Source organism: Nocardia anaemiae NBRC 100462, assembly GCF_001612725.1.
GTDB classification, from domain to species: Bacteria; Actinomycetota; Actinomycetes; order Mycobacteriales; family Mycobacteriaceae; genus Nocardia; species Nocardia anaemiae.
Map to the genome: position 1 here is coordinate 1 of NZ_BDAZ01000032.1, position 26,460 is coordinate 26,460.

General features: G+C 66.6%; 23 protein-coding genes and 2 pseudogenes. 14 read left to right on the forward strand and 11 right to left on the reverse strand.

Annotated elements, in window-relative coordinates:
- Nucleotides 1–182: pseudogene (locus NA5_RS42330) on the forward strand (septation protein SepH); the annotation flags it as partial.
- A 707-nt stretch (nt 183–889) separates the two neighbouring features.
- On the forward strand, nt 890–1,633 hold the full coding sequence (locus tag NA5_RS19895) for a DUF6928 family protein (RefSeq protein ID WP_062988409.1): 744 nt from the start codon (nt 890–892) through the stop codon (nt 1,631–1,633).
- A 274-nt stretch (nt 1,634–1,907) separates the two neighbouring features.
- On the opposite strand, the gene NA5_RS19900 is transcribed toward NA5_RS19895, so the two are convergent.
- The 3 genes from NA5_RS19900 to NA5_RS40525 form a co-directional block, all read right to left on the reverse strand.
- Entirely contained in the window at nt 1,908–2,219 is a 312-nt protein-coding gene (locus tag NA5_RS19900) for a DUF2537 domain-containing protein (RefSeq protein ID WP_040686452.1), read from the reverse strand.
- Between the two features lie 13 nt (nt 2,220–2,232).
- Nucleotides 2,233–3,036 (reverse strand): TrmH family RNA methyltransferase, encoded by an 804-nt coding sequence (locus tag NA5_RS19905; protein ID WP_062988411.1) that lies wholly within the window; start codon nt 3,034–3,036, stop codon nt 2,233–2,235.
- A gap of 155 nt (nt 3,037–3,191) precedes the next feature.
- Nucleotides 3,192–3,440 (reverse strand): hypothetical protein, encoded by a 249-nt coding sequence (locus NA5_RS40525; RefSeq protein ID WP_157110533.1) that lies wholly within the window; start codon nt 3,438–3,440, stop codon nt 3,192–3,194.
- Between NA5_RS40525 and NA5_RS19910 the strand changes: the two genes are divergently transcribed.
- From NA5_RS19910 to NA5_RS19920, 3 genes are all read left to right on the forward strand, one after another.
- Nucleotides 3,421–4,626: a GNAT family N-acetyltransferase gene (locus NA5_RS19910; protein WP_062988240.1), complete on the forward strand. Its 1,206-nt coding sequence runs from the start codon at nt 3,421–3,423 to the stop codon at nt 4,624–4,626. The genes NA5_RS40525 and NA5_RS19910 overlap by 20 nt on opposite strands.
- 133 nt (nt 4,627–4,759) lie before the next feature.
- Nucleotides 4,760–4,999 (forward strand): nuclear transport factor 2 family protein, encoded by a 240-nt coding sequence (locus NA5_RS19915; RefSeq protein WP_084484273.1) that lies wholly within the window; start codon nt 4,760–4,762, stop codon nt 4,997–4,999.
- Nucleotides 5,000–5,109: 110 nt separating this feature from the next.
- The gene (locus NA5_RS19920) at nt 5,110–5,523 is read left to right on the forward strand and encodes a YccF domain-containing protein (protein WP_062988242.1); all 414 of its coding nucleotides are present in this window, start codon (nt 5,110–5,112) and stop codon (nt 5,521–5,523) included.
- Nucleotides 5,524–5,803: 280 nt separating this feature from the next.
- On the opposite strand, the gene NA5_RS19925 is transcribed toward NA5_RS19920, so the two are convergent.
- Nucleotides 5,804–6,241, reverse strand: coding sequence for a MarR family winged helix-turn-helix transcriptional regulator (locus tag NA5_RS19925; RefSeq protein WP_062988244.1), 438 nt, complete (start codon nt 6,239–6,241; stop codon nt 5,804–5,806).
- Nucleotides 6,242–6,381: 140 nt separating this feature from the next.
- Here NA5_RS19925 and NA5_RS19930 point away from each other — a divergent pair, with 140 nt between their 5' ends.
- Nucleotides 6,382–6,618: a DUF2530 domain-containing protein gene (locus tag NA5_RS19930; protein WP_062988246.1), complete on the forward strand. Its 237-nt coding sequence runs from the start codon at nt 6,382–6,384 to the stop codon at nt 6,616–6,618.
- Between the two features lie 4 nt (nt 6,619–6,622).
- Here NA5_RS19930 and NA5_RS19935 read toward each other — a convergent pair whose 3' ends face one another.
- The gene (locus tag NA5_RS19935) at nt 6,623–8,668 is read right to left on the reverse strand and encodes a neutral/alkaline ceramidase (protein ID WP_062988248.1); all 2,046 of its coding nucleotides are present in this window, start codon (nt 8,666–8,668) and stop codon (nt 6,623–6,625) included.
- A gap of 127 nt (nt 8,669–8,795) precedes the next feature.
- Between NA5_RS19935 and NA5_RS19940 the strand changes: the two genes are divergently transcribed.
- Nucleotides 8,796–9,410: a TetR/AcrR family transcriptional regulator gene (locus NA5_RS19940; RefSeq protein WP_245672309.1), complete on the forward strand. Its 615-nt coding sequence runs from the start codon at nt 8,796–8,798 to the stop codon at nt 9,408–9,410.
- Nucleotides 9,411–9,547: 137 nt separating this feature from the next.
- Here the strand turns inward: NA5_RS19940 and NA5_RS19945 are convergent, their stop codons facing one another.
- Nucleotides 9,548–12,586, reverse strand: coding sequence for a sacsin N-terminal ATP-binding-like domain-containing protein (locus tag NA5_RS19945; protein ID WP_062988252.1), 3,039 nt, complete (start codon nt 12,584–12,586; stop codon nt 9,548–9,550).
- 1,922 nt (nt 12,587–14,508) lie between these two features.
- A pseudogene (locus NA5_RS42335) lies at nt 14,509–15,429 on the reverse strand (DUF3027 domain-containing protein); the annotation flags it as partial.
- A 47-nt stretch (nt 15,430–15,476) separates the two neighbouring features.
- On the opposite strand from NA5_RS42335, the gene NA5_RS19955 reads away from it, so the two are divergent.
- From NA5_RS19955 to NA5_RS19965, 3 genes are all read left to right on the forward strand, one after another.
- Nucleotides 15,477–16,250: a glutaminyl-peptide cyclotransferase gene (locus NA5_RS19955; RefSeq protein WP_062988254.1), complete on the forward strand. Its 774-nt coding sequence runs from the start codon at nt 15,477–15,479 to the stop codon at nt 16,248–16,250.
- A gap of 77 nt (nt 16,251–16,327) precedes the next feature.
- The gene (locus NA5_RS19960; protein WP_062988415.1) at nt 16,328–18,052 is read left to right on the forward strand and encodes an MFS transporter; all 1,725 of its coding nucleotides are present in this window, start codon (nt 16,328–16,330) and stop codon (nt 18,050–18,052) included.
- Nucleotides 18,049–18,558 carry a DUF2771 domain-containing protein gene (locus tag NA5_RS19965; RefSeq protein WP_062988256.1) on the forward strand — a complete coding sequence of 170 codons (510 nt, stop codon included), beginning with the start codon at nt 18,049–18,051 and terminating at the stop codon, nt 18,556–18,558. The genes NA5_RS19960 and NA5_RS19965 overlap by 4 nt, the downstream gene beginning before the upstream one ends.
- 125 nt (nt 18,559–18,683) lie before the next feature.
- Here NA5_RS19965 and NA5_RS19970 read toward each other — a convergent pair whose 3' ends face one another.
- Nucleotides 18,684–19,109, reverse strand: a complete 426-nt coding sequence (locus NA5_RS19970; RefSeq protein ID WP_062988417.1) for a cold-shock protein — start codon at nt 19,107–19,109, stop codon at nt 18,684–18,686.
- Between the two features lie 201 nt (nt 19,110–19,310).
- On the opposite strand from NA5_RS19970, the gene NA5_RS19975 reads away from it, so the two are divergent.
- Both NA5_RS19975 and NA5_RS19980 read left to right on the forward strand, forming a co-directional pair.
- Nucleotides 19,311–19,553 carry a hypothetical protein gene (locus tag NA5_RS19975; protein WP_062988258.1) on the forward strand — a complete coding sequence of 81 codons (243 nt, stop codon included), beginning with the start codon at nt 19,311–19,313 and terminating at the stop codon, nt 19,551–19,553.
- Between the two features lie 365 nt (nt 19,554–19,918).
- Entirely contained in the window at nt 19,919–20,539 is a 621-nt protein-coding gene (locus tag NA5_RS19980; protein WP_062988260.1) for a resuscitation-promoting factor Rpf1 domain-containing protein, read from the forward strand.
- 102 nt (nt 20,540–20,641) lie between these two features.
- Here the strand turns inward: NA5_RS19980 and NA5_RS19985 are convergent, their stop codons facing one another.
- Complete coding sequence (locus NA5_RS19985) at nt 20,642–20,830, reverse strand: hypothetical protein (protein ID WP_062988419.1); 189 nt, start codon at nt 20,828–20,830, stop codon at nt 20,642–20,644.
- Nucleotides 20,831–20,973: 143 nt separating this feature from the next.
- Here NA5_RS19985 and NA5_RS19990 point away from each other — a divergent pair, with 143 nt between their 5' ends.
- Entirely contained in the window at nt 20,974–23,364 is a 2,391-nt protein-coding gene (locus NA5_RS19990) for a helicase-associated domain-containing protein (protein WP_084484275.1), read from the forward strand.
- Here the strand turns inward: NA5_RS19990 and NA5_RS19995 are convergent, their stop codons facing one another.
- Nucleotides 23,365–23,877, reverse strand: a complete 513-nt coding sequence (locus NA5_RS19995; RefSeq protein ID WP_062988263.1) for an LppU/SCO3897 family protein — start codon at nt 23,875–23,877, stop codon at nt 23,365–23,367.
- A gap of 319 nt (nt 23,878–24,196) precedes the next feature.
- Here NA5_RS19995 and NA5_RS20000 point away from each other — a divergent pair, with 319 nt between their 5' ends.
- Nucleotides 24,197–25,015, forward strand: coding sequence for a hypothetical protein (locus NA5_RS20000; protein WP_062988265.1), 819 nt, complete (start codon nt 24,197–24,199; stop codon nt 25,013–25,015).
- Between the two features lie 3 nt (nt 25,016–25,018).
- Here the strand turns inward: NA5_RS20000 and NA5_RS20005 are convergent, their stop codons facing one another.
- On the reverse strand, nt 25,019–26,410 hold the full coding sequence (locus NA5_RS20005) for a M1 family metallopeptidase (protein ID WP_062988267.1): 1,392 nt from the start codon (nt 26,408–26,410) through the stop codon (nt 25,019–25,021).
- Nucleotides 26,411–26,460 lie beyond the last annotated feature (50 nt).

Here is a 26,460-nt window from a genome sequence, read left to right on the forward strand (position 1 = left end):
CGGGTACCGCCCCGGCCGCGCCCGCTGCGCCCGCCAAGGCTTCGAAGCCTCCCGCTAAGCCCGCCGCATCCGAGGAAGCGGCGAAGAAGGCGCCTGCGAAGGCGGCTCGAAACAAGCGCGGAAAGGCGCCGATGCCGTCCTGGGAGGACGTGTTGCTCGGGGTGCGTAGCTCAGGGCACTGAGTTCCGTTGCTGCGCTGCCGGTTCGGGTGCGGGGTGGGCCTGGAGCGATGGAGTTGTCAGCGTCGGGTGGTGGATCGCGTGGTGCCGTGCGAGCCCGACCGACCACACGGCACCGCGCAATCACACCGCACAGCATGATCGCAGGGCGCGGCACGACCGCAAGGCGCAGTCCGATCACCAGCGCGGCACGACCGCATGGCGCGGCACGACCGCATGGCGCGGCACGATCACATGGCGCGGCACGATCACATGGCGCAGCACGATCACATGGCGCAGCACGATCACATGGCGCGGCACAAATCGCAGGGCGCAGCCAGCTCGCACGGCGCAGCCCGACCACACGGCGCGGCCCCGTCTTCCGTAACGGCTGATCCCTCGGCGCCACAGCGCATCCGGCCCGCTTCGGTCGACCGATCAAGATCAGGTGGACATGGTGGTGGGGCTTCTCGGGCGATGCCGCCATGGATTCCACCTGATCTTGATTTTGCGCGGCCAGCTAATTGTTTGCTGCGAATTTCTGGGGGCTGCTGGCGTGTTCGAATGCGGAAGGTGCGACGTTGGCGCGGGAGTGCGGGTAGATTTTTCGGTGTGTCGACGACTTGATAAGTCGACGTCGGGTGGTTCACGGTTGCGGGAGTTGCTAGGGCCGCTGTGGGTTGCTCGAAGTTCGCGGAGCTGTTTGGTGCAACCATCGGGAGGTGCCGGAAATGCTGTCCAAGGCTTCGTCTCTCTGGTACGTCGACGCACAGGATCCGTTGGCGGTACTCCGCGCGAACCACGATCCGGATCCAGAAGCCGCGCTCGCACTGGCGAAACAGCTGTACACAGACCGCGATGTCATGCCGATAATGGTCGGCACGCTGGGCGGTTGCGCCGGACCGGATGCCGACGAGGTGTACATCGGCTGCTATCCCGGAGTCACGGTGGTGTGTTCGGCACAGGCCGCGCGGGCACATCCGACGGCGCTGCCGGAGTTGCTGGTTCGCCCGCTCGCCTCAGAGCACACGTATCTGGTCTCGTTCGACGCGCAGCACGGCTGGGGCGCGTTCGCCCATTGGGAGCGTGGCGAATTCCGGCGCTCGTTCAGCTCGACGCGGGTGAACATCCTGGAAGACGAGGGCCTTCCGCTGGTCTGGGAGCGTTCGTATTGGGCCGGTGATCATCCGGTGCGATGGCAGGCCGGGGAGCTGCCCGACCCGCAGACCCTCCCCTTCGACCCGCCCGATTTCGCCGACGCCGCCAACAACGAATGGCTCGGCTTTCACTACCGCGCCCCCGCCCCCGAAGGCGCCTTGGTGCCAGGCGATATCGCGGTCTGCGGATTCACTCTTTACCCCAAGGGCCAAGCACCCCACCCCGCCGACCTGATCCCACTGGAAGAGCGCAACGGCGACACCAAATCGAGACGAGGTCTGTTGAACTGGCTGCGCGGCAAGGACCGTGTTTCATGATCGAGTGCAGCTGGCTTTGCCACCGCACCACGTAGACCGCGGGCCACGCTCACCGACGACGTCTACGCACGGGCAACTGGCTTTGCCACCGCACCACCTAGATCGCAGACCACACTCACCCACCACCACTCCGCGCACAACCGACTCCGCCACCGCACCACCTAGATCGCAGACCACACTCGCCGACGACGTCTCCTGGATTGCTCTGCGACCCGTCACCCACTCACGCTCTCCCGACACACTGAGATCGCGGTCTCGCGAGCTCTGAGGTCTGCTAGCTCGACAGACCGCCGATGATCAGTACCAGCCAGCCGAGCAACACACCGGCCGCGCCGCCACCGATGACCCAGCGGGTCACGGGGGCGAGGCGCCAGCGCCAGGCCGTGGGTGCGGCGCCGCCGACCGCGACGAGGTTGACCAGGATAGCGAGCAGCGGATGGACATCCGCCAGTGCCGAGCCGAACGCGTACACCGCGACGGCCGTCAACAGCGCGACCATGGTCGCGACGGTGAGTCCGGCGGCCCACGGGGTCGGATCCTGGTACGGCTGGTAGGGCCGGTACGCACCGTTCGGGAAGTAACTCACGACATCCTCCCCCTCATGACGTCCTCACCCGCTCATAGAACGCCATGGCGGCCGCGGTCGCCACATTGAGCGAATCGGTGCCGGGTGCCATCGGGATGCGGGCACGAATATCGGTGGCGCGCATGGCTTCCTCGGTCAATCCGGGGCCTTCCGCGCCGAGCAGCAGCGCCACTCGTTCCCCGGTCATCGCCGTCGCCAAATTCACCGCGGCCGGGTTCGGGGTGAGCGCGATGATCTGGAATCCCTTGCTCCGCAACATATCCAGCCCTTCCGGCCACTTCGGCAGTTGCGCGAACGGCACCCGCAGCACATGCCCCATCGATACCCGCACCGCACGCCGATACAGTGGATCGGCGCACCGATCGCCGAACAGAATCGCCTCGACGCCGAGTCCGGCCGCATTCCGGAACATCGAGCCGAGATTTTCGTGGTCGTTCACGCCCTCCAACACCGCGACCGTGCGGGCACGCTCGATGACATCGTCCACGCTCAACTCCGCGGGCCTGCGCGCCACCGCGAGCACTCCGCGATTGAGATGGAACCCGACCACCTCCGCCATCACCTCGGCGCTCGCCCGGTAATACGGCACATCGATCCGCGCCAGATCCTCGGCGAGTTCCGCCCGCCGCTTCTCCACCCCGAGCAGCGCACTCGGCCGAAACCGCGAACCCAACATCCGCTGGACGACCACCACCCCCTCCGCGATCACCAACCCCTTGCGCCCCGGCAGATCCGGCCGCCGATCCGCCGACTTCAGATCGCGAAAGTCATCGACCCGCGGATCAGCGGAATCGTCGATATCGATCACATCAGCCACGACATCATCCTGCCGCCCCAACCCCGCCCGACCACAATCGGATCCATCATCGGCCGACACTTATCGATGAGATCTCCGAGACCAGAATCACCTGCAGCGTCGACATCTCCGTCTGCGGGCGCGACAGCAACATGAACCGGCTGAACTGAGCCATGTCAGTGCGGCTCATCGATCGCCCGTCCGAGCGAAACGAACTCCGCCGATACCAGCGCGGCGGCGATCCATGGTTCCGGTTGCAGGAATCTGGTCGGTAACGTGCCGAATCGCGCCACGGCCACCGCGAGCGGGAGCAATTCGAGGTGCAGGACGGGAAGGGGCGCGGTCCGCAAGCTCGGTGCGAGAAATTCGAGTGCGGGCGGGTCGGGGGCGTGCGATCGTCGAGGGATGACGCTGATACCCGGCATCACCATTCGGTCGGCCACCGAGGATGACGTGGCGGACATTCAGTTGCTCGGCGATACCTCGTTCGGGATGCGCACCGAACCGGAGTATGCGCAATTGCGGGCGCAGGTCTTTCCGACCGAGGAGGCGATCGTCGCCATCGATGGCGGGCGGGTCGTCGGGCATGCCAGGTCCACTCGGATGACACTGACGGTGCCTGGGGAGCGCACCGTCGATGTCTGCGGAATCGCCGGGGTCGGGGTGGCGCCGACGCACCGACGGCGTGGGATTCTGCGGGCCATCTACACCGAGCAGCATCGGCGCACCGAGGCGGCCGGGCTCGCGTTGACCATCTTCACGGCGAGTCAGGGGGCCATCTACGGCAGGTTCGGGTACGGGCCGACGATTCGGGAGAACGCTGTCTCGATCGATCGGCGGTTCGTCGAATTCCTGCCGTCCACACCGGATCCGGGCGGCGTGGTGCTCAGCACCATGGCCGATGCGGGCGAGGCGGTGCGGGCGATCTACGACCGGTGGCGGCGCCTGGTGCCCGGTGCGCAGGTGCGTCCCGAGGCCCGCTGGCAGATGGACCTCAGTGATTCGCCCGCGTTCCGCGACGGCGGCACCGAACTCTTCGCATTCCTGCACCCGGACGGTTATGTGCTGTATCGCTATCACCGACGCGAACAAGGCAAGTCCGCGGTGGTCGAGGAGATGCGCGCGGTGACCCCGGAGGCGCATATCGCGTTGTGGCGGGCGTTGTTCGGGTTGGAGCTGTGCAGTCACGTGGAGGCGGCGATCACCGATAACGATCCGTTGCCCTATCTGCTCACCGATCTGCGGCTGGTGCGCACGAATGCGCGCTACGACGGACTGTGGCTGCGGCTCATGGATGTTCCCGCCGCACTGACAGCTCGCTCATACCTGCGCGATCTCGATGTCGTTCTCGCAGTGCATGATCCGTTCCGCAACGCGGGCGGCACCTTCGCACTCACCGTGCGCGACGGCATCGCCGAATGCACACCGAGCACCCGCCCACCCGACTTCGAACTCGGCATCGACGTCCTGGCCTCGATGTACCTCGGGGCGTACCCGGCCAAGGTCTTCACCGCCGCCAACCGTCTACAAGCCAAGGACGCTGTCCAACTGCGCGCCCTCGACGAGGCGTTCGGCGCGGAGCGAGATGCGGTGCTCGGCTGGTTCTTCTGAGCCTGCCCGGCCGCCGCGGCCGCACCAAGCGCACCGAGAAGGTGGCCCATCGAAGCCGTCAGAGGCCGACCATTGCGGCGTGCGTTGACGGGCGAGTGAGTGGCCGACTCGGCTTCATCGGCAGGCAAAGGGTGTGATCCACGGGTCTCAGGTCGAGGGCGAGCTCACTCAGCACACGACCACCGATCTGCTGGTGCATGTCGACGGCGACCAGGCCGCGGCCGCGGCGAACTCGCTCGTGCACTACTACCGCGACGGTCAACCGCCGCACCAAACCGGCGGCCTGTGCCTGGCCGCCACGGTGCTGCGAACCCCGATGGGCTGGCGACTGGGCGAGGTGCGGATCATGCTCGCCTGGATGCGCAAGGATTGATCTCTCGTACGCCGACGTGGCCGGATGCGTGCACTGGTCGGGGATATCCCTGAGTCCACCTCGTACTCCGGAGTGATGTCCGGATGCCGAGTGGCTGGCATGCTTGGTTCATGAAGCCGATTCAGCTGGTGCTCAATATCCTGTGGCTCGTATTCGTCGGGTTCTGGATGGCGCTCGGCTACATCGTCGCGGGCATCATCTGCTGCATTTTGATCATCACGATCCCCTGGGGCATCGCCTCGTTCCGGATCGCGACCTATGTGCTCTGGCCATTCGGACGCACCACGGTCGAAAAGCCTTCCGCGGGTGTCGGTTCGATGATCGGCAACATCATCTGGTTCATCGTCGCCGGTTGGTGGCTGGCGCTCGGCCACCTGTTCACCAGCATCCCTCTGTTCATCTCGATCATCGGAATCCCGTTCGGCTGGGCGAATCTCAAACTCATCCCGGTCTCCCTGTTCCCTCTCGGCCGCGAAATCGTCGACAGCGATCAACCATTCGCCGCTCGTTACGCCCCTCGCTAGCTGCCGAACATCCTGGAACCGCATCGGATTCCGGCGATGAGCAGGGCGGTGGCCTCGAACGATGCTGCGGGGCATTCGACCGGTGCGCCGGAGACCAGCACCGGTATTCGCCCAGCACGTTCGGGCGATCCGCCGATGCTAGTCAGAGCGCACCGTCAACGGAATACGAGTTGCCAGCCACGCCGGAGATGATCGAGGCAGGGCGGCGGTGTCGATATCGGCACCCGGGACGGTACCGACGATGCGCAGTGCACCGTCCGCCACTCGCCGGGTCCTTCGGTTACTCCGAGTCGTCGACGAGTTGCTTCATGATGCCGACGGCGCGGGTCAGCACGACCAGTTGCTCATCAGTGAGGGTGGAGAGCTGTTCGGTCATCCAGGCTTCGCGGGCGCTGGTTTCGTCGGCGATCAGTGCGCGGCCCGCATCCGAGAGCGAGACGATGATCTGGCGGCCATCGGTCGGATGCGGTTTGCGCTCCACCAAGTCCAGATCGCTGAGCGAGGCGATCACGCGCGTCATCGAGGGAGGCTGCACGCGCTCCTTGGCGGCCAATGCGCCCGGCGTCATCGCCCCTTCGCGGTGCAGGGTGGCGAGTGCGGAGAGCTGCGTCAGCGAAATCTGCGCGTCGGCTCGCCGTCCCCGCAGATGTCGCGTCAAGCGCACCACCGCGAGCGACAGCTCACCAGCGAGAGCTCGAACATCCGATGGCGTTGTCACAGAGCAGAACGATACGGGACACGCTGGCCGGTGACCGCCTGTTCCCGCAGCTACGCTGTGATCGTGATCGAGCGTAGCGAGAGAACCAAAGACACAGCACCCTTGGTCGCAGCGGAGCCGAGCGCCAGCGAGGCGCAGCTGTGACCGAGAATGTCCCGCAGATCCCGCCGCGCTTCACCGATCCACGGCCGGTCCTAGCGGTCGGCAGCACGCTCTGGCTGATTGCCACCGTCATCGTGTGGACCTGCGACCGCTGGGAATCCGCCCGCCCGGTGTGTCTGATGGGTCTGGCGGTGGGCCTGCTCGGCTATACGATCTTCGCGATCCAGCGCCGGGGCGCCCGCCGCGGCGACAAAGGGGCCCAAACCGGACTTTGACCGCTCAGCTCACTTCGAACTCGTTGGTGGTGCCGGTGAACGGGTGCAGGGTGCCGTCGAGGCTCAGGCTGTCGGCGAAGTGCTGCATGCGGTAGGTGCCGGGGGTGGCGTCGGTGGGGATATCCCAGGTGAAGCGGGCTACGGATTCGGCAAGTCCGCGCTTGCTCCAGTAGAACCGGACGGCCCATTCGCCCTCGTTGGCGACGCGGACCCAGTCGCCGGATGCGTTGCGGCGCTGCACTTCCAGGAAGGTGCCGTTGCGGCGCGGGTTGTGTTTCGGGTGGGCGGAGACGAATTCGGCGGCGGCCTGGGTGCCCGGGGCGTACGACGCAGCGGGCTGGGTCAGGACATCGCCGAATCCACGGCCTACCGGTGTGGCGTCCGGGCCGGGCGCGGGCTGCAAGCTCGGCTGCAGGTTGGATATGTCGCGCGGCGCCGGTCCGCGCGGAACCTGCTGGCGGGCGGCGAAAGCCGTTGCCAGACGGGTGAACTCCTGCTGGTAGGCGGGCAATGTGTAGCGGCCGAAGAGGGTTGAGCCGCCCTCGTATTGCTGGGAGTCGTATTCCTCCGGGGTGGTGACGTATTCGTGATACGCGTTCGCATACCCCTGCATCAGCACCTGCTCCAGTGGGACGCCGAGCGCGGCCGCAACCGACCGACGAACGCGCAGTCCGGCGACGATGGTGAATTCCGCACCGCCGCAGGCCAAGTAGAGCTCGCCGATTCGAACGAGCTGAATCGGAACCACATTCGGCACCCACGGCACCGGCGGCAACAGCCCGAGCGGCGCGATGATCGCCTTGGGCGCCTGCGCATCCGCGAGCCACGACGGTGCGGGCTGACGCGGATCGCCGAGCGCATCGATGAACGGGTTCCGCACACCTTCCGGGATCGGCAGGCCCGGCAGTCCCGGACCGTCCTCGACGCTGCCTGCGATGAGGGAAACACCCGCGGCGGCGGGCGCGGTGTGGCGCGGTTGGCCGTCGGATGTGAATCGGCCGTCGACGGCGGTATCGGCCAGGTCGATATAACAGAGCATCGAATCGACCGGACCGCTGATGGGGTGTGTGCTCGCCAATGCGGTTTTCGATGCGGCGTACTGGCGCTCGCCGATGATGCGGGTGTTGTCGAACTCGTTCTCGGTGGGGCCCGAACCGGGTTGCAGATTCAGATTGGGGGACATATCGCCCGCGTTGGTCTGTGCGAATGCGGCGACGAAATCGGTGCGGCCATCGAGATAGCGCACGCCGTGCTCGGTGTGTTCATAGGAGAACGAGGCATAGCCCTTGTTATCCGCGCTGATCAGTCGGTTCTGGTTGGTCATCGAGGTGTTGTGTGTGGCGAACCAGGTGATGGCGCCGACTTGTTTGCCGCCCTTGACGAATGACAGCGCGGTGACCGCCGGGTCGATGGCATTCGGGAAGTGCTGTTTATCCACATCCGGATTGCGTTCGAAGGCAACTCGCGATCGGTTGACGCTCGCGTCGTGCAGTTCGGCGCGCCCCAGTGAAAGCGTGCCCGGTCCGAGATCGGCATGCGCGGCGGCGATCGCCTCCACAATGCCGTTCACCTCGGCGTCGTATACCTGCTGTTGAAAACCCGGAATCGACAGGTTGTACGCGTAATCGTTGCTGGAGCCGCCACAGGTCGCATGCGAATGCGTCGAGGTGAGCACGACGTTCTGTTCGGTATACAGATCACCGAAGCGGCGGGCGAGTTCGAGCATGACGCCACGATGCACGGACTGGAAAATCATGCCGTTCTCCGCTACCGCGAACACGATTCGGCGTGCACCACTGTCGATGATGAATGCACGAGCACGTGGGCGCAGATGGATGCCCGCCGTCTGCTGCTCGAACTGTGAATAGCCCATCATTCCGCATTCGGCGGCCGGGCCGGTGATATCGGAAAGACCGAGTCCGATGACGTAGCCACGTGATTCGGCGGCCGGTGCGCCGAGCGCCGCTGTCCCACCTGGCATCGTGGCCGCCGCCAACGTGGCCGATCCCACCGCGGTTCGGGCCAGCACTGTTCTGCGCGACACCGGCATACGCGTCTCCCTTCGATCCCGTGCTGAAGCGAACCACACAACTGGACAATCGTCCAGTCAAGATTTTCGGCCCTGCGAATTGACTGTGGCGAAGTTGCGGACTTAACTCCCTTGGGTGTCCTCCCGATTGAGCGTCGAAGAACGACGGGCCCACCTTATCGAGGCAGCCATCGGCCTTGCCGAGAAAAAGGGCGTCGCGGGCGTGACCACGCGCGATGTCGCTCAGGCAGCCGGTGTTTCGCTCGGTGTGGTGCATTACTGTTTCGAAAACAAGGACGCGCTGATGACCGAGCTGGTCAAGGCGTTGTCGATGGAATTGCGCGATTCCGTTGACGCCAACGAAACAGTTTGGCAAGACGTCGGAAGTGGAAAAGAAGCGCTTCAAAAATTGGTGCGCGCCGGACTCGAACTGATGTGGCTCAACATTGAAGCCACACCCGAACGACAACTACTCACCTACGAAACCACGACATATGCGCTACGCGAAGGAGAATCGACTCCCGCAAAACTCGCGATCGCGCGCGAACAGTACGCATTCAACGACACCACCGTCGCCGACATCCTCGACCATGCCCGCGATGCCACCGGTTGCCAGTGGTCCGTGCCGGTGCCGACGCTGAGCCGCTTCACCTTGAACGTGATCGACGGCATCGTCTTGCGCTGGCTGGTCGACAACGACAGCGAAAGCGTCCGCGCCCAACTGGATCTCCTCAGCGAAATGGTCGCCAACTACGCGACCTAGCAACCTCGACGGAACGCCCCTATCCCACCCCCTCGACGCGCGAGCGATCAAGATCAGGTGGAACTGGCGGCGGTGGCTACTCGCGGTTTGCCGCCATGGTTCCACGTGATCATTTGTCCAGCCGGAACCCAGGGGGTTCAGGGTGGGGGGTGGGGGGTTTGGATGTGGGTGGTTGTGTTGTCGTGCCACCAGGGGACGGAGATGGTGGCTTCCAGGGCGCCGGTGAGGTGGATCTGGAGGGTGTCGTGGAGGACCAGGTCACCTTCGGCGGGGAGGGTGAAGAGTTGGCGGAGAACGACTCCCAGTGGTTCGGCGGACCATGTGGTGTGGCGGCCCTGGGTTATCACCTCGGCGGTGATCACGTCGGAGACCATGGGGAGATCGAGCAGAGTCGCGAGGGCGGGTGCGGTGTCGGTATCGCCTGCGACCAGGTGATCCGCGGGAACGGCGAGGCCGAACCAGGGCTGGTCGAGTACCCAGGCATCGTTGGGGTTGACGACTGCCGAGGACAGGGCGCGTACCCGCTCGGGGGGTTCGAGTTCGGTGAGGTCGAGGTGGTTCACGGCGGCGGCGAGGCGGGCGTGGGTTCGGGAAACCACCTCGGGCGTAGGGGTTTTCGATGGGTCGGCGAGGGCGTCCAGTAGTGCGGCGGCAAGGTCCTGGGTAATGGCGTTCGGGTTTGCCAGGACCGCGCGCAAGGCTGCGGAATCCAAGTCGGACAGCTCGAATTCGGGCAGGAGACCGGCAAATTCGGTGTCGGTGGGGTGACGGAACAGGCCGAGGGGGGTGCCGTCGATGCGCGCATGTCTGCGCAACCACCAGGCGGTGTAGCCGTCGGGATCGGTGAGCAGTTCGCGGGTGCGCTGACTGGACGCCAACTGCCGCAACGCCGCTGGCCAGGCTGATTCGTCGACGAGATCCAGGTCGCGGACGGCGGCCAGCTCGGGCGGATCCTCGGGCAGGCCCGACCACCAGCGCTCCTCATCGTCCAGATGGTGGTCGGGGCCGGTGGGATCGGTTTCGACAACGATGCTGAAGTCCCAGCCGACGCCTACCGCACGCAGCGCCTCGGCGCCATAGCGGTCCACCAGATCCGGTGCGACGGTGCCGAACGGCGAATCCGACACCAGCAATGCGCTCAGCGGTGCGTCGGGGAGCAGCAATTCGTCGGCGGGGAGCAATTCTCCGGTGGTGTCGGGTAATTCGAGCAGGCCGAGCCAGGATGGGAGTGCCGACGGATCGGCATGCACGGCGAGCCGCAGCACCGCGTCGGTGGTATCCGGATCGCCCGGCTGGTCCTCCAGTTCCGCGCGTAATCCGGGATCGCTCAACAGATCCTCGGCGGTGGCCGAACGGGCGCCGAGTCGCGCCAGGAGCGGATGAACTGCCTCGGGATGCGCCAAACGCGCCCAGTGCACCGGAATGGCGACATCGAGCTGATCATCCAAAACCACTGTGCGCGGGCCGGTTACCAGTCGACCATCGGCCAGCGGAACGGCGAGCGCTCCGAGCTCCTCAGCGGCGAGCGGGTCGACGACGTACGGCTCCAACGCCGCATACAGCGACTGCCACCACTTCGGGGACCGTTCGAGCCCGCTCGAAAGTTCCGCCAGACGAGCAAGTCCCAGTCTGTGCACGTCCAGTACACCCAGGGCCTCGCTATGTGCTCGCCCTGATAATTCAGGTATCACCAGGGGGCCGACGATGTCATCGAGTAGATCGGCCAATTCCCCACTCAGACCGGTGAATACGCTTGCTCGGGTAGGTACTGCGGTTGCGTCAGGGATTGTCCGCGGAGGCGCGTCGCCGGTAATTTCCGCGGCGGTCCAGTTGTCCTCGATGTCGAGTAGTCCGGCATCGCTCTCAGTGGCCGCTGAAAAAGCTTGACCTGCAACGCCTGTCGACTGTGTGGCAGCTTTGCCAGAGGCTTTCGAGCGAGCGGTGACAACCGGGAGCCACGGGTGGGTCTGTAGTTCGCGAATCAGGGCTTCGCGCAGAATGCCGTCGACCTCACTACGGGCGAATCCCGGGGTGGGAACCAGGACGAGGCGGTCGCGCGGCGGGAGCGCGCGGGCGAAATCGGCGTAGCCCGCAGCGAATTCGGCAAGTCGCGCACCGGGGAGGACGCGTCGCCGGTCCGGCTGCATAGGGATGTCGGCGATCAGCAGCGCCGGTAACGACAGCTCCTCGTCGGAGCGCGTGGGAGCGCGCAACACATCATGCGCGGCGGACACCGGCCTGCCATCCCGAACCGGCAGCAACCAGCGCGCCCGGGCGGTTCGGTACTCCCACCAAACCCGTCGCGCCGATCCGGGGCCATCGATGCGCAGTTCCTGGAGCCCCGCGGAAAAGCGAGCGCTCAGGGTTGGACCTGTGCTGGCGAATTCGGCGTCGAGGGTTTCGTGCGGGTTGATCGGGTCGGCGTGCCTGTCGCTTGGGTGGGCGTGCTCGGGCTCGTGTGGGTGTTCGTTCGGCAGATCGGTGCGGGTGCTGGTGATTTCATCGTCGCCGATTTGGATGCTCTTTAGGGCGGGCAGTTCGAGGAGGAGGTCGACGGCTTCGGCGCGCATGGCGGCGAGTAGGGATTGGGCATCGACGTCGGGGCGCAGACGCAGGACGATCTCGGTGTCTGCTTCAGGTGGCGGGGTCGCTTCGATGGGCCAGGCCAGGCGCAGGACGGGTGGGGTGAAGGTTTCGGCCGAGTCGGGGACGGTGATCGCGTTGTCGCGCAGGGCTTTCCAGGTGAGATCGCGGGAGAACCGTATCGCGCCGGTGGTCGATCGCACCTCGATCTCGTCGCTTACCGTGCGTACGGCGGTGAAGCCGACGCCGAAGCGGCCGACGCTCGCGGTCGGATCCGCCTTACCGGATGCGCGCAGTGCGGTCAGCGCGTGCACGCCCGGAAGATCCAGCGGTGCACCGGTATTCGAGATGTGCACGTCGCGGTCGACAAGACGCACCACCACTCGGCCCGCGACACCAGCCTTGGCCGCCGCATCCGCGGCGTTCTGCGCCAATTCGGTCAGCAGCCGATCCCGATACCCCGCCCGCACCAGATCCGCCTCGGTCGCCGCGTCCTCCCGCAGCCGAGTAGGCGAATCCCGCCACGCGGCAAGAACCCCCGCCCGCAGCCCCGCCGTCCCGAACGGATCCGCGGCCCCGCCCGCCGCACTCACCCCTGCAGCGATGACCCGAACTCCGGCCGAGCCGCAGCCCCAGGCCCACTCCCACGCTCGTTGTCAGCAGGCTCGCCACCGACACCCGCGGCCCCGCCGTCAGCGTCGGCATGCCCACCAGCAGCGTCCGCAGTCGCGCCGCCTGCATCGATCACGGCATCACGAACCGCGGAAGCGCCGCCATCAGCACCCGCATTCGCACTGTCGTCCTCGCCGCGAGCACCTACAGCCTCACCGTCAGCCTGCGCAGCACCACCATCGATGCCCCCACCCGCACTACCTACGTCGACGCCTTCGCCGCGAGCACCTACAGCCTCATCGTCAGCCTGCGCAGCGCCACCATCGATGCCCGCGCTCGCACTATCTGCGCTGGCCGCCACGCCATCAGCACCCGCGGTCGCGCTGTCGGTATCGACAGCGCCACGATCGGTGCCCGCCCCGGTCGCGATATCAGCATCCGATCCGGGCTGCGACACAGCAGCTTCAGCACCCGGCTCGACGGAAGTCGGGACGCCGGTCACCGTGGGCTCAGGGGCCGCCACGCTCTCAGTAGCCGCATCATTCGCCCCGGCCTCGCCACCGGCACCTGTGGCATCGAGATCGTCGCCACCATCGGTACCCGCACGCACGCCGTGAGCGTCGGCCGCCTCGCCATGAACGGCGGAAATCTCGCCACCCGCAACGTCAGCTTCGCCTGCGAAGTCTGCCACCCCACCCGCCGCGTCGGTATCCGATTCCGGCTGCGCCGCAACAACTTCAGTGCTCAGGTCAAGCACTGCGGCGTTAGCTTCAACCGCCCCATTGGCACCCAACTCACCCACGCGGTCGACGCCCGGCGCCACACCAGCAGCCGCCCCGGACACAGCCGCATCGGCACTCGACTCGCTCGCAGCGACGCCACCTTCCACACCGTTGGTCGCCGAGGCTTCGTGAATTGCCGCATCGGCAGCGTCACTCGCAGCGCCCGCCTCAATCGCGACATCAGCATCCGATCCCTGGTGCGACGCAGCAGCTTCAGCGCTCGGCTGCACGGCAGTGGGGGTGCTTGCCAGGCCCGCGGTCGCTGTAGTCTCGGGGCCTGTCACGCTTTCGGTGGTGGCGTTGTTCGGCTCGGACTCGCCACTGGCGGATGGATCCATGGTCGAGTCTGCCGCGCCGCCGATCGGCTCGCGAGCCACATCGGACGCGTCAGCAGCAGATTCGATCACCGTGCTCGGATCGGCGACCACGTCAGCGGCCGAACCGAATGCGGCTGCGGTGCTGGATCTGTCGGCCACGCCCTGGGCGACGGCGTTGGGCTCGCCCGAGGTATCTGTCGCAGCAGAGCCCGACGCCTTGCCCGACTCGTCCGCGCCGGTCGACAGGGGGGCGATATCCGCTGCGGTGGTGCTGTGCTCCGGCGGCTCAGCAGTCCCCGCAGTCCGGGCCGCATCTCTTGCCTCGGTACCGACACTCGGCACCGCAGCGTCCTCGGAACCAGGCTCAGTCGGCGAGGGAGCCGTCAGATCTGCGACAGCCGCATCGCCGGGCTCGCTGACCGCACTCCCCAGGGAAGCATCGTGCGTGGTGACCGTATTCGGTTCAGCCGTATCAGCTTCCGACGAGCTGGGGGCATCCGGCTCTACCGAACTGGCCGACTCGACCCCGACACCCGATATGGCAACGCCCGGCTCCACTGCGGGCGGCTCAACCACCGGAGCAGTCGCGCTCGCGCCGAACCCAAGACTGGGCTCGCTACCTGCACCAGAAGCGGAGACATCCGGCGCGTCGACCGTATTCGACTCAGCCACAACATCGTCCGACGCGGTGGCACTCGGTTCCACCGCGCTGGCCGACTCAGCCATATCGCTCGACGTGTCGGTGCCCGGCGCGACCGAGGTCGGCTCGGCTATATCTTCAGCGGCCGCGGGCTCGCCGGGCAACGAGACGTCGTGGGCAACCGGCTCAGCCGCAACGTCATCCGACACGGCGGCAGCCGACTCCCCCGAGTCGGTCGCGACCTTGCCCGCTGCGTCGCTCGGCTCAGCGGCAGTGTCGGATGTGCGGTCGCTCGGCTCGGCCGTGGCCGCGGCTTCGCTGGTGCCGGTCACCGCATCCGGTGCGGCTTCGGTCGTGGGCTTTCGCAGCGCATCCGCCGGGATCACATCGAACGCGGCGTCGTCATACGCCTCGTACAGCGGCGATCCTCCGCCGGTCGGGACTTCTACGTCCGAGTGCGCGCCGCAGCCGTATTCGGCGTGGACTACGTGGCCGTCGGCGCCCATGGCGTTTCCGCAGACGCCGAAGGCGGAGCGGAGGGCACCGGCTAGCGGGAGGTAGAAGCCGCAGCGGCCGCAGGTGGAGGGGGCGGCCTTGGCCATATCGGTTTCGGGGCCGTATTCGGAGTACCAGCGTTCGGCGGCTTCCTCGCGACCCTCGCGGCTGAGCACCTTGGTGCGACCGAGGCCGATTTCCACCGCGACCTCGTCGACGGCCGGATCGCCGCTGGCGACATAGCCGGGCACCAGCCGCGGATCGTCGGCGGGTGGGGCGAGCAGGTCGCCGGGCGCCAGATCGCCGGGGCGCACGCGCTGCTCCCACGGGACGAACTCGGGTGCGACCAGCGCGTCCGGACCGGGCAGCAGAGCCGATTCGCTCACCGTCGCGTACAGCGCGCCGGGCGGGGCGGCCACCACGACCGCCCACTGCCAGCCGCGGTAACCGGACAGGGTGGCCTCGAACCGGTGGGTCGCCGCGGTCTCGTCCTCGGCGGTGACACCGAGATGCGCGCCGACGCCGGTCGGTTCCAGCTCCAGGAGCGCACGGCGGGCCACGTCGACGGCATCGGCAAGGATCGGCCGCACGCCGGACTGCGAAACAGATACTGCGCTCACGGCCTACATTTTGCCGTATGGAGCGCAATCGGCGTTCGCTGGCCGTCGTTGTCCTGGTCAGCATGCTCGGAATTACCGGCTGTGGGGCCTCGGACGACGATTCGCCGCGACTGCACATCGAGGTGGTCGGCACCCGTCCGCACGATCCGCGGGCGTTTACCGAGGGTCTGGAGGTCGACGGCAATGTGCTCTACGAAGGCACCGGCATGCCGGGCGCGTCGGATGTGCGGGCCACCGATCTGACGACCGGCAACGAACTGACCCGCACCCAACTGCCCGCGCCCTACTTCGGTGAGGGCATCACCAAAGCCGGTGCCACGCTGTGGCAGCTCACCTGGCAGAACCGGGTGGCCATCGCCCGCGATCCGGCGACGCTGGCCGAACGCGGCAGGGCGTCCTACGACGGCGAGGGCTGGGGTCTGTGCACCCGCGCGGACAGATTGGTGATGAGCAACGGCACCGACACCTTGACCTTCCGCGATCCGGTGACCTTCGCGACTACCGGCACCGTCACCCTCACCTCCCGCAACCGCGCCAGGCTCAACGAACTCGATTGCGCCGCAGACGGTTCCGTCTACGCCAATTCCTATCCCACCGATGAGATCCTGCGCATCGATCCCGAAACCGGCCACGTCCTCGCGGTCATCGATGCGCGCGGCCTGCTGCCCGCGACCGTGCGCGCCGGCACCGATGTGCTCAACGGCATCGCCCAACTCCCCGGCACGGATCACTTCCTGATCACCGGCAAATACTGGCCGACCATCTTCGAGGTCCGATTCGTGCCCGACTGAGCGAGCCAGGTCACCTTTCCGGACGGCTTGGAGCGGCAATTGAACCCAACTCGCCGATGTACGACAGAATTGAGGTTGTGACTACTCCCCGCGATCCCTCCGGTTCCGACCGTGGTCCGTGGGATGGCGAGGAGTCCCCACCGATTCAGCGTCACCCCGGTTACGACCGCTACCCGCCACCCCATGCCCCATCGCGTCGGTCCCCCCTTCCGCCTCTACCACCCGAGCCGCCGCAACGCCGAGAACCACCGCCGACAAGGCCGCTCGCGAACCCGGCGGAACCGCCGCCGGAGCCCGAACCCCCGGCCGAGCCGCAGCGCATCCCGCGCAAGCTGACCGTCACCCGCGTCGCCGCCATGCGCGGCCGCGAACTCACCCACCGCGGCGTCGCCAGCTTCCAGCGCGCCGCCAAAGCCGACGGCGCCGACAAATCCGGCCTGACCGCGCTGACCTACGCCACCATGGCGAATTTCGCCCTGGACGCCGCGATCGCGGTGGCCTTGGCCAACACGCTGTTCTTCGCCAGCGCAACCGCCGAGAGCAAGACCAAAGTCGCGCTGTACCTACTGATCACGATCGCCCCTTTCGCGGTGATCGCCCCGCTCATCGGACCGATGCTGGACCGCCTGCAGCGCGGCCGCAGACTCGCACTGGCCACCTCCTTCGCGCTGCGCGCGGTGGTCGCGGTGGTGCTGATCATGGCCTTCGACAGCTGGGCGCTGTACCCGCTCGCCCTGTGCATGATGATCGGCAGCAAATCGTTCTCCGTGCTCAAGAGCGCGGTGACGCCGCGCGTGCTACCACCGGAAATCGATTTGGTGCGCACCAACTCTCGGCTCACCGTATTCGGTCTGGTCGGCGGCACCATCGGCGCGGGCGCGGTCGCCGCACTCGCCGCCGCGATCGCCGGTTCCAATGGCGCACTTGTGCTGGCCGCCGCGATCGCGATCGCGGGCACCTTCCTGAGCCTGCGCATCCCGCGTTGGGTCGAGGTCACCGAGGGCGAGGTCCCGGCGACCCTCAGCTATCACGCGAAAACCGAATTGTTCAGTCCGGCAACCGAAGCCACGGTGCCACCGCGCAAGCGCAGGCAGCCGCTCGGGCGCGCGGTGGTGACCGGCCTGTGGGGCAATAGCGCCATTCGCGTATTGACCGGCTTCCTGACCTTCTATGTGGCCTTCGTCGCCAAGGCGACCGAGCACGGCGGCTGGCAGCAGGCCGCCATGCTCGGCGTGGTCGGCGTCGCCGCGGCGGTCGGCAATTTCGTCGGCAATGCGACCGGGGCCAGGATCAAACTGGGCAAGCCGTCACTGATCGTGCTCGGCTGCACCGCCGCCTGCTGCGTGGTCGCCCTGCTCGCGGTCTTCCTGAACAATCTGCTCGGCGCCGCGGTGGCCACCCTGGTCGCGTCGGGTGCGAGCGCGCTGGCGAAGGTCTCGCTCGACGCCTCCATCCAGGACGATCTGCCGCCGGAATCGATCGCGTCCGGCTTCGGCCGGTCCGAGACCGTACTGCAGCTCAGCTGGGTCCTCGGCGGTGCGGCGGGCGTGCTGATGCCGACCACCTACTGGCAGGGTTTCGCGTTCATCTCCGCGGTCCTGCTGTTCGGGCTGCTGCAGACTTTCATCAGCGACCGCGGCCATTCCCTGCTGCCCGGTCTGGGTGGACATCGCCCAGAACATGCGGAGCAGGAAGTCGCGACTTCCCGACACGCCGACGCCGACCGAGCCGCGCAACGCGGCAAGGAGCGCGGTGGCGACACTGAACACATGCAACGAGGCACAGGAGACCCGATCTGGTGAGCAAGCCAAGTACCCGCACCGTCGTCGCGCTATGCGTGGCGGCCCTACTGGTGTTCACCGTCGCCTTCGTCGGCGTGTTGACGGTGCTGGTCCGCAATGCGGACCACCCCGACCCGACCGTTACCGCATACGCCCACGGCAAGACCGTCACGGTGTCCCCATTCCTGTACTGCACAGTGAAAATGGAGGACTGCAAATACGGCGAGACGGTCACCCTCGACGTCCCCGCCGGATATCCGCTGCAGCTGTCCCTGCCGAAGAAGATCGCCGACGCGCCCTGGCTGGCGCAGCTGGTCTACGCCATGCCCACCGGCGAGAAGGTGGATCGGGTGGTGAGCCGCAACGACTTTCCGGCAGGCGCGCGCGCCGTCACCATCGACTCGAAGCCGGAGCCCGAATTGCGGCTCGTCGGTGTCGAATTGCAGCTGCCGATCCTCGCGCGTGACGAGACCGGCCGGGAATTCTACGTCCCGCACGCGGCCTGGTCGATCAGCACCTCGTCGTAGCGACACTTGCGGGTCGCTCGCAAGGGTCGGCAGCGACTGCTTGCAGGTCGCTCGAAACGGTCCGAAAACGCTTCGCGCGCTGCCCAGTAAGCCGGGCAGCGCGCGAAATGCGTTCTCCGCGAACGTCAGTGATCGAGTTCGCGCGCGACCGCCCGCACCACTTCGGAAATGCGCTGCGCGGTCTTGCGATCCGGGTACTTACCCTTGCGCAGATCCGGCTGCACCTTGGCCTCGAGCAGGGTGATCATGTCCTCGACCATCCCGTGCAGTTCGTCCGGCGTGTGCTTGCGCGCGGCCGGTTCCTTGTGCGCTCCGCGATCGCGGTCCTGGCCCTGACGGACGGAAGGCGGCGATTCGAGCACCTTCAGACTCAGTGCCTGCGGCCCACGACGACCGGCGGCCATCCCGAATTCGACGCGCTGACCGGGCTTGAGCCCATCGACGCCAGCGGGCAGCGCGGACGAACGGACATAGACATCCTCACCCTCGTCCTGGGAAAGGAAGCCGAAGCCCTTTTCGACGTCGTACCACTTCACCCTGCCGGTCGGCACTGCACTCACCCGTTCGTCATCGAAACCCGGACCCCAGCGGCCCGAGCACATCCGTCTGCCCAGGTGCTGGTCCGGCATACCGCCTCGGACAGCGCCTGTCAGTTTGCGAAAAGAACGCGCCCCACAGCTATGCAGGACGCGATAGACACCGAGTCTACCCCGGTGCGAATAACGCAAGCACATCAGTTTTACGGTCGAGCAGTGACGAACCCATCCGCGCCACCGCCCCCGAGCCGCTCACCGCGCCGCGTCGGCGACCGGTTGCTGTACGTGGCACTCGGTCTGTTCGCGATCGGCTTACTCGCGATCGTCGCCATCTTCCTGACACCGGTGCTGAGCGATTCCGACCCCGGTCTGTGGCTATATCTGCTGGCGATGTTGGCGCCGCTCGGTTTCCTCTGCGCGATCGTCTTCGCACTGTGGTCCGGCCGACGTTCGCGGTAAACCGGTTACCCGTGCTAATCGTTACCGAACCATCAGTGTGATCCTCGTCACATAACAGCGCGGTAACGGAGCGGCAGCCGCCCGCGACCGGCCCGTCCGCACCGTGTCTCAGCTGCGCGGAAGCTTCTCCGCCGCAACCGATACCGGTCCGAGACCCGCGCGGACCCGCCGGTTACCAAATAGTGATTTTTCCCGCGGATCGTCGTACGGTCTTACCCAGCCGGGACAACCGGCAACCACCGGCCCGCCGCATCAGCCTCACCCCGCGGGTACCGGACCCCAACGGAAGCAGGGGTGAGGGCGGGACGGACGACCTCTCAGTCCGGACCACTTGCAGATGCGTACGAGAGGCAGAAGAACCCGATATGAGTGGACGCCATCGCAAGCCAACCTCCACCGGGCGCACCGTAGCCAAGGTCGCCGTCACCGGCGCGATCATCGGCACCGCTGGTGTGGCTCTCGCTGGAAACGCCAGCGCGGCACCCGACCAGGATTGGGATCGCCTCGCGCAGTGCGAGGCCGGCGGCAACTGGGGCATCAACACCGGCAACGGTTTCCAGGGCGGACTGCAGTTCTCCCCCTCCACGTGGAATGCTCATGGAGGCGGCGAATACGCCGCGACCGCCAACCAGGCCACCCGCGAACAGCAGATCGCAGTCGGCGAGAAGGTGCTCGCCAGCCAGGGCTGGGGCGCCTGGCCCGCCTGCTCCTCCTCGCTCGGCCTGAGCAGCGGATCCACCCCGCGCACCGCCCCCTCCTCCACCGAGACCCCCCGCTGGAACGCGGCCCCCGCGCCCGAGCAGGCCGTCGCCGACTCGAGCCAGCAGGTGTTCGACGCGATCGACCGTGCCGTCGCCGTCGTCCAGGGCCAGGGCGTGCAGATCCCGCAGGAAGCCCTCGACTTCTTCAATGCCGCCAAGGGCACTCAGCTCGACCCGTCAGTCGTGAACTTCTACGAGGCGAACAAGAGCCTGCTGCCCTCCTGAGTCCGCACGCAGACCATACGAAGAAGGTCCCCGCATCCATGTGATGCGGGGACCTTCTTCGTATCCGCGGGTTTTCCGTCCGGTTGCCGAGCGATTCGCCGCTCAGCGGTTGATCACCGTGTTCGGGTGCATGTAGGGCAGCTGATCGGCCGGGACCGGAAACTCGGTGTCCTCACCGAACGGCGAGAGCCCACCGGAACGAGTCGACGACAGTTCGGTGACCGCGTGGCCACCGTCCTCGAGCGAGGGCCAGCCATTGTCGACATAGGGTTTCTTCGATTTGTTCACCACGACCACATTGTGGCACGCGAGCGACCCGCCAGCACCCTGCCCCTCCGTCGCTGCCCACGCCCCGCGACAGCTGAACGACATCTACTAGGCTGACAGAATCGACAATTTTCGGACTGCGACGCAACGATTGATCTCGAGAGCACATGGGTAACTCGTCGGGGACGCCCAAAGCCGGACCGGGCACACGACCGCAGGCCAGCGACGGCACTAACGCGGCACTCACAACCGGCAAAGGGCCCGGGAAGCCCGCGACCGAATCCCTGGCCGGGTGGCTCGCGGCCCGCAGCGATGCGCAGCTGGTGGCGCTGCTCGAACTCCGGCCCGATCTGGCCGTGCCACTTCCCTCCTCCATGGCCGTGCTCGCTGGCCGCGCCGAGCAGCGCGCGTCGGTCCTGCGTGCCACCGATGACCTGGACACACTCGAGTTCGCGATCGTGGAAACCCTTGCGGTGCATCGGGCGACGGGCTCGGGCGGGACGCCGATGAGTCGCAAGGCATTGCGCGTGCAGTTGAAAGATCGGGTGAGGGTCGCGGCGATCGATGCCGCGCTGACCAGTCTGTCCGATCGTGCGCTGGTCTGGAACGACGGTGACGACCTACATCTGATTCCGGCCACCGCCGAGGCGCTGCCGTGGCCGATCGGCAGCACCACCGAACTTCCGGATGCGCTGACCGAGCCCGAGGTGGTCGCGGCACTGGCGGCGGTCTCCCCGGCCGAACGCGCGCTGCTCGACAAGCTGGCCAGCACCGGCCCGCGCGGACGCACCAGGGACGCCGCACCGGGCACACCGGCCGACCGCCCGATCCAGCAACTGCTCGGCCGCCGATTACTGCACTGGATCGACGAGGAGACGGTCGAACTACCGATCACCGTCGGCCAGGTGCTGCGCCGGGAACCGGTGACCCATCCGCACGCGCTGAAACCACCGGAGCCGACACCGACCGAGTACACCCCCGCTGAAGTGAATGCGGTCGCGGCGGGCGAAGTCGGTGAGCTACTACGGCACTGTGCCGACATCCTGGAGGCACTCGGCCAAGCGCCCGCGCCCGCATTGCGCGCGGGTGGGCTCGGCGTGCGGGAATTGCGCCGCATCGCCAAACAGACCGGTATCGATGAACCACGTGCAGGACTGCTCGTCGAACTGCTCGCCGCGGCCAAACTCATCGAGAAGGGTATGCCGGACCCGCCACCGGAATTCGACTCCACCGACGACTTCTGGGCGCCGACCCCGGCCGCCGACGGCTGGCGCGACGCTCCGCCCGCGCGGCGCTGGGTTGCGCTGGCCCAGGCCTGGCTGGACCTGGACCGCATGCCGTGGATGATCGGCATGCGCGACGCCAATGACAAACCGCTGGCGGCATTGTCGATCGAACTGCGCACCCCGCACGCGCCACGCGACCGGCGCGCCATGCTGAATCTGCTCGCCGAATATCCGACCGGCACCGCATTCGACCCCACCGATATCGGCCGACTGCTGGCCTGGCGGCAACCGCGGTGGCGCAGGCACTTTCGGGCCGAGGCGGTCGAGCACACGCTGCACGAAGCCGCGACGCTCGGCTTCATCGGACGCGGTGCGCTCGCCGCACCGGCGCGGGCGCTGCTGCACGCCTCGCCGACCAGCGCCTCCGATGCCGAGGCCGAAATGGAATCGGCACTGCCAGAGCCGATCGACCATGTGCTGGTCCAGGCGGATCTGACGGTCATCGCGCCCGGTCCGCTGACCCCGGAGCTACAGAGCCGGGTGGCACTCGTGGCCGATATCGAATCCGCGGGTGCGGCAACGGTTTATCGGATCAGCGACACATCGGTGCGGCGCGCGTTGGATGCCGGGATGACCGCGGCCGAGCTGCATACGCTGTTCACCACGCATTCCCGCACGCCGATCCCGCAGTCGCTGACCTACCTCATCGATGACGTCGCGCGCCGACACGGCCAGCTGCGGGCCGGTATGGCGCAGTCGTTCGTCCGCAGTGACGATCCGGCACTGCTCGCGCAGGTGCTGAGTTCGCCGGTGGCGAGCGAACTTGCGCTGCGGGCCATCGCACCCACCGTCGCGATCGCCCAGGCCCCGCTCGGCGAATTGCTCGAGCGGTTGCGCGCGGCCGGATTCGCCCCGGCCGGTGAGGATTCCGCGGGCACCATTGTCGATCTACGCCCACGCGGCGCCCGGATCGCGGTGCGCCCGCATGCCAGGCAGCCGTATCGCCCGACGCCGCCGAGCACCGAACAGCTGACATTGCTCGTCGCGGAGCTGCGCGCGGGTGAGCGGGCCGCCAGCGCCCGCAATGGCCAGTCGGTGCGTCCCGACGGCACCAGAACCAGTACCGCCGCAACCCTGGCGCTGCTGCAATTGGCGGCGCGGGTGCGGCGGTCGGTCAATATCGGTTATGTGGACGCCCAGGGCGTCGCGTCACAGCGCGTGGTCGAACCGCTCAAGGTCGGCAACGGCCAGCTCGACGCACTGGACCCGGTCACCGGCACGATCCGGCATTTCACCCTGCACCGGATCGCGTCGGTCGCCCTACTCGAATAATCAGCCCTTGGCAGCGCCGAGGCAGAAGGTGACCTTCGGGTCCGGAACGGTCACGAAGCTGGTCGCGTCGGCGCCACACTGCAATTCGTCGGCCTGGCCGTCGATGCGCTGCACCACCTTGAAGGTGGCTTCGGAGGAGGAGCAGTCTACGTACTTGTACGGGTTGGTGCCGACATCGGCGTAGCAGCTGCCCTGCTTGAAGTTCGGCGCGAGACACATGTAGGCCTGGCCGCCACTGACCAGGTCCTCGGTGTAGGTGGTGTACTCGGCCGCGCATTCGAGCTTCTGGTCCGCGGTCTTGAATACCTTGTAGACCGCCTTCGGCGACGAGCAGTCCTCCGGTTCGGATTTGGTGGCCGATGACGAACTGTCGGTGACATTGATGCAGTCACCGACCTTCGCCTTGGCGGTGTCGGACTTGCTTGCATTGTCGAGCGCCGAACAACCGGTCACCGCGGCCACCAATGCGCCCACCGCCAGGAGGGCGAGCACAATGCGTGCCAGCAGCCTCATTCCTGGGAACTTCAACGTGAAACCCTCTCTCACCGAACGTGTTCACAGCAGTTGTGAACGCGGTGAGAATACCGTTCCGGTCGCCCGAACCGCATCAGCGGTTCGGACGACCGACCAACAGGAGGCGCGGCTCAGTACTGCGCGAGCAGCCCACTCAGTCCAAGCAGTACGAGGCCTACGTATTTCGGGATCAGGGTAGCGATGACCGTGAGTCCGGAACTGTTCACTATCAATGCCTTTCGCATTACAAACACGTGGACTTTTGTCCAGTATGTGCACTCTGTCGCTGGCGGAGACCCGGCCGTTACGCTTGGCACGTATGAGGCTCGAAGAGGTCGCCGTCGACTTGTACGGACTCGACCCTGGTGAGTTCGTCGCCGCCAGGGCGGCACGCGTGGCCGAGGCCAAGAATGCGGGCGATAAGGAACTCGCGGTCGCCATCGGCAAACTGCGCAAGCCGACGGTCGTCGCCTGGACGGTGAATCTGCTGGCCCGCGCGGCGCCCGATGATGTCGATGCGCTGCTACAGCTCGGATCCGCACTGCGCAAGGCGCAACGGGAATTGTCCGGCGAGCAGTTGCGCGCACTGACCACGCAGCGCCAGCAGGTCGTCAATGCCCTTGCCAAGCGGGCGGGCGCACTGGCCGCCGATCGCGGACATCCGGTCACCGAGGGGGTGCTGCGCGAGGTGGGCCAGACGCTGACGGCGGCACTGGCCGATGACACGGTCGCCGAGCAGGTGCGCAGCGGCACACTGGTGACAGCGGCGAGCTATGCGGGTTTCGGTCCGGGTGGTGGTGCGGCACTCGCCTCGGTAAAGGGCACGGGCACAAGGAAATCCGCTGAGCCTGTGGCCGAGGACAACGCGCAGCAGGAACTCGATGACGCACTCGAAGCCCTCGAATCCGCCCGTGCGGCATGGGATTCGGCGCAAGACGAAGCCGACGCGGCGGCAAACCGGTTGGCCGAGAGCGAATCCCGCATCGAAGCACTACGGGAAAAGCTTGCCCATGCCGAACAGCAGAAACAGTTCGCCCGCACCGCCGAGCGCGGTGCGCAGGAACAATTGCGCGCGGCCCAGAAGCAACTCGATCGGGCCGAGCGCTGGGTGAAACGGGCGCGCGAGCGCGTCGACTGAACCTCAGCCGCGCAGTGCACCCGGGTAGAGATACACGTCCGGGGGCATTGTGGTGCGGTTCAACCAGGCGTCGAAAAAGCCGGTCAGATCGGTCGGGGACTTCAACTGTATGAAGGTGCGGAACTCCGGCATCGAGGCATTGCCGTAGGCATGGATGGCATTGAATTCCCGGACGGCCGTGAAGAATACGTCGTCGCCGAGCTGTTTGCGCAGGGCGTGCAGGAACAGCGGGCCGCGATAGTAGACGGCGATGAATTCATTTCCGACCCCCGGATTTTCCAGCGGAATATCCCAGAATTTCTGGTTGTCACGCTGTTTCTGAATGGTTTCGCGGTAGGCCGCGTCGACGTCCTTGCCCTCCTTCTGCTCCGGCCACAGATAGTCGGCGGTGTAGCTGGCGAAGCATTCGTTCAGGCAGATATCGGACCATTGCCGCACCGATACCGAATCGCCCCACCATTGGTGTGCGATTTCGTGCACGACAGTCTGTAGGTCGGTCCACGGTGCGTAGATCGGACGGGTCTGGGTCTCCAGCGAGAACTCCAGATCCGCGTCGACGTAGATGCCGCCCGCGGCGTCGAAGGGATAGCGGCCGTAGAGCGCCTCCTCGAAGTCGAGGATTTCCGGCAGGCGCTGCTCGGTTTCCCAATTGCGCTCCGCTTTCGGGGCGAATGCGCTGATCAGCGGGGTGCCGTTGGCGCGGCGCTGCTCCAGGTAGCGGTAATGATCGATCGCGACGGTGGTCAGGTAGCCGAGCACCGGTTGGTGCGACTCCCACGTGACATTGCGCTTGGCGCCGATGACCGCATTCTCGGTCCGCACACCATTGGAAACCACCTCCCATTCCGCGGGAACCGACGCGTGCAGGGTGAAGGTGGCCTTGTCCAGCGGAGTGTCGTTGAGCGGATACCAGGTGGTGGCCGAATGCGGTTCACCGGAGACGAAGGCCCCGCCGCTGGGCGAATAGGTCCAGCCCTCGCCCTCGGTGTTCCTGGCCTGCCCGGCATAGTCGACGGTCACGATGAAGGGCAGGCCGGGCAGCAGCGGCAGCAGTGGGGTCACGGTCAGTTCGTGCTCGCCGTTGCGATCGAAGGCAGCGGGCAGGTTGTTCACCGAGACCATGCGCACATCCGGGCCGTCGAAGTCCAGATTGAACATTCGCAGCGGCTGGGTGGCGGTCGCCTCGACCCTGGTGGTGCCGGTGAGCTGATGGCTCGCCGGGTCGTAGTCGATACCGACCTCGTAATGGCCGACGTCGTAGCCGCCATTGCCGTCCAGCGGGTAATACGGATCGTCCAGCCCCGGCGCACCGACGAGCGGATCAGCGTTCGCCGGAATCGGGGCGGCGACCAGCGCGGCGACCATGGCCGCGCACAACCAGCCGGACCACCTCATGCGACCACCACCCCTTCCACCGTCCCACCCGACCTCGGTGGATGGTAGTC

Excerpts from the sequence above, each read along its gene's own strand:
- NA5_RS19895 (WP_062988409.1), top strand. The coding sequence starts at position 890 with ATGCTGTCCAAGGCTTCGTCTCTCTGGTACGTCGACGCACAGGATCCG.
- NA5_RS19910 (WP_062988240.1), top strand. The coding sequence starts at position 3,421 with ATGACGCTGATACCCGGCATCACCATTCGGTCGGCCACCGAGGATGAC.
- NA5_RS40525 (WP_157110533.1), bottom strand. The coding sequence starts at position 3,440 with ATGCCGGGTATCAGCGTCATCCCTCGACGATCGCACGCCCCCGACCCG.
- NA5_RS19920 (WP_062988242.1), top strand. The coding sequence starts at position 5,110 with ATGAAGCCGATTCAGCTGGTGCTCAATATCCTGTGGCTCGTATTCGTC.
- NA5_RS19935 (WP_062988248.1), bottom strand. The coding sequence starts at position 8,668 with ATGCCGGTGTCGCGCAGAACAGTGCTGGCCCGAACCGCGGTGGGATCG.
- NA5_RS19955 (WP_062988254.1), top strand. The coding sequence starts at position 15,477 with ATGGAGCGCAATCGGCGTTCGCTGGCCGTCGTTGTCCTGGTCAGCATG.
- NA5_RS19980 (WP_062988260.1), top strand. The coding sequence starts at position 19,919 with ATGAGTGGACGCCATCGCAAGCCAACCTCCACCGGGCGCACCGTAGCC.
- NA5_RS19990 (WP_084484275.1), top strand. The coding sequence starts at position 20,974 with ATGGGTAACTCGTCGGGGACGCCCAAAGCCGGACCGGGCACACGACCG.
- NA5_RS19995 (WP_062988263.1), bottom strand. The coding sequence starts at position 23,877 with ATGAGGCTGCTGGCACGCATTGTGCTCGCCCTCCTGGCGGTGGGCGCA.
- NA5_RS20000 (WP_062988265.1), top strand. The coding sequence starts at position 24,197 with ATGAGGCTCGAAGAGGTCGCCGTCGACTTGTACGGACTCGACCCTGGT.
- NA5_RS20005 (WP_062988267.1), bottom strand. The coding sequence starts at position 26,410 with ATGAGGTGGTCCGGCTGGTTGTGCGCGGCCATGGTCGCCGCGCTGGTC.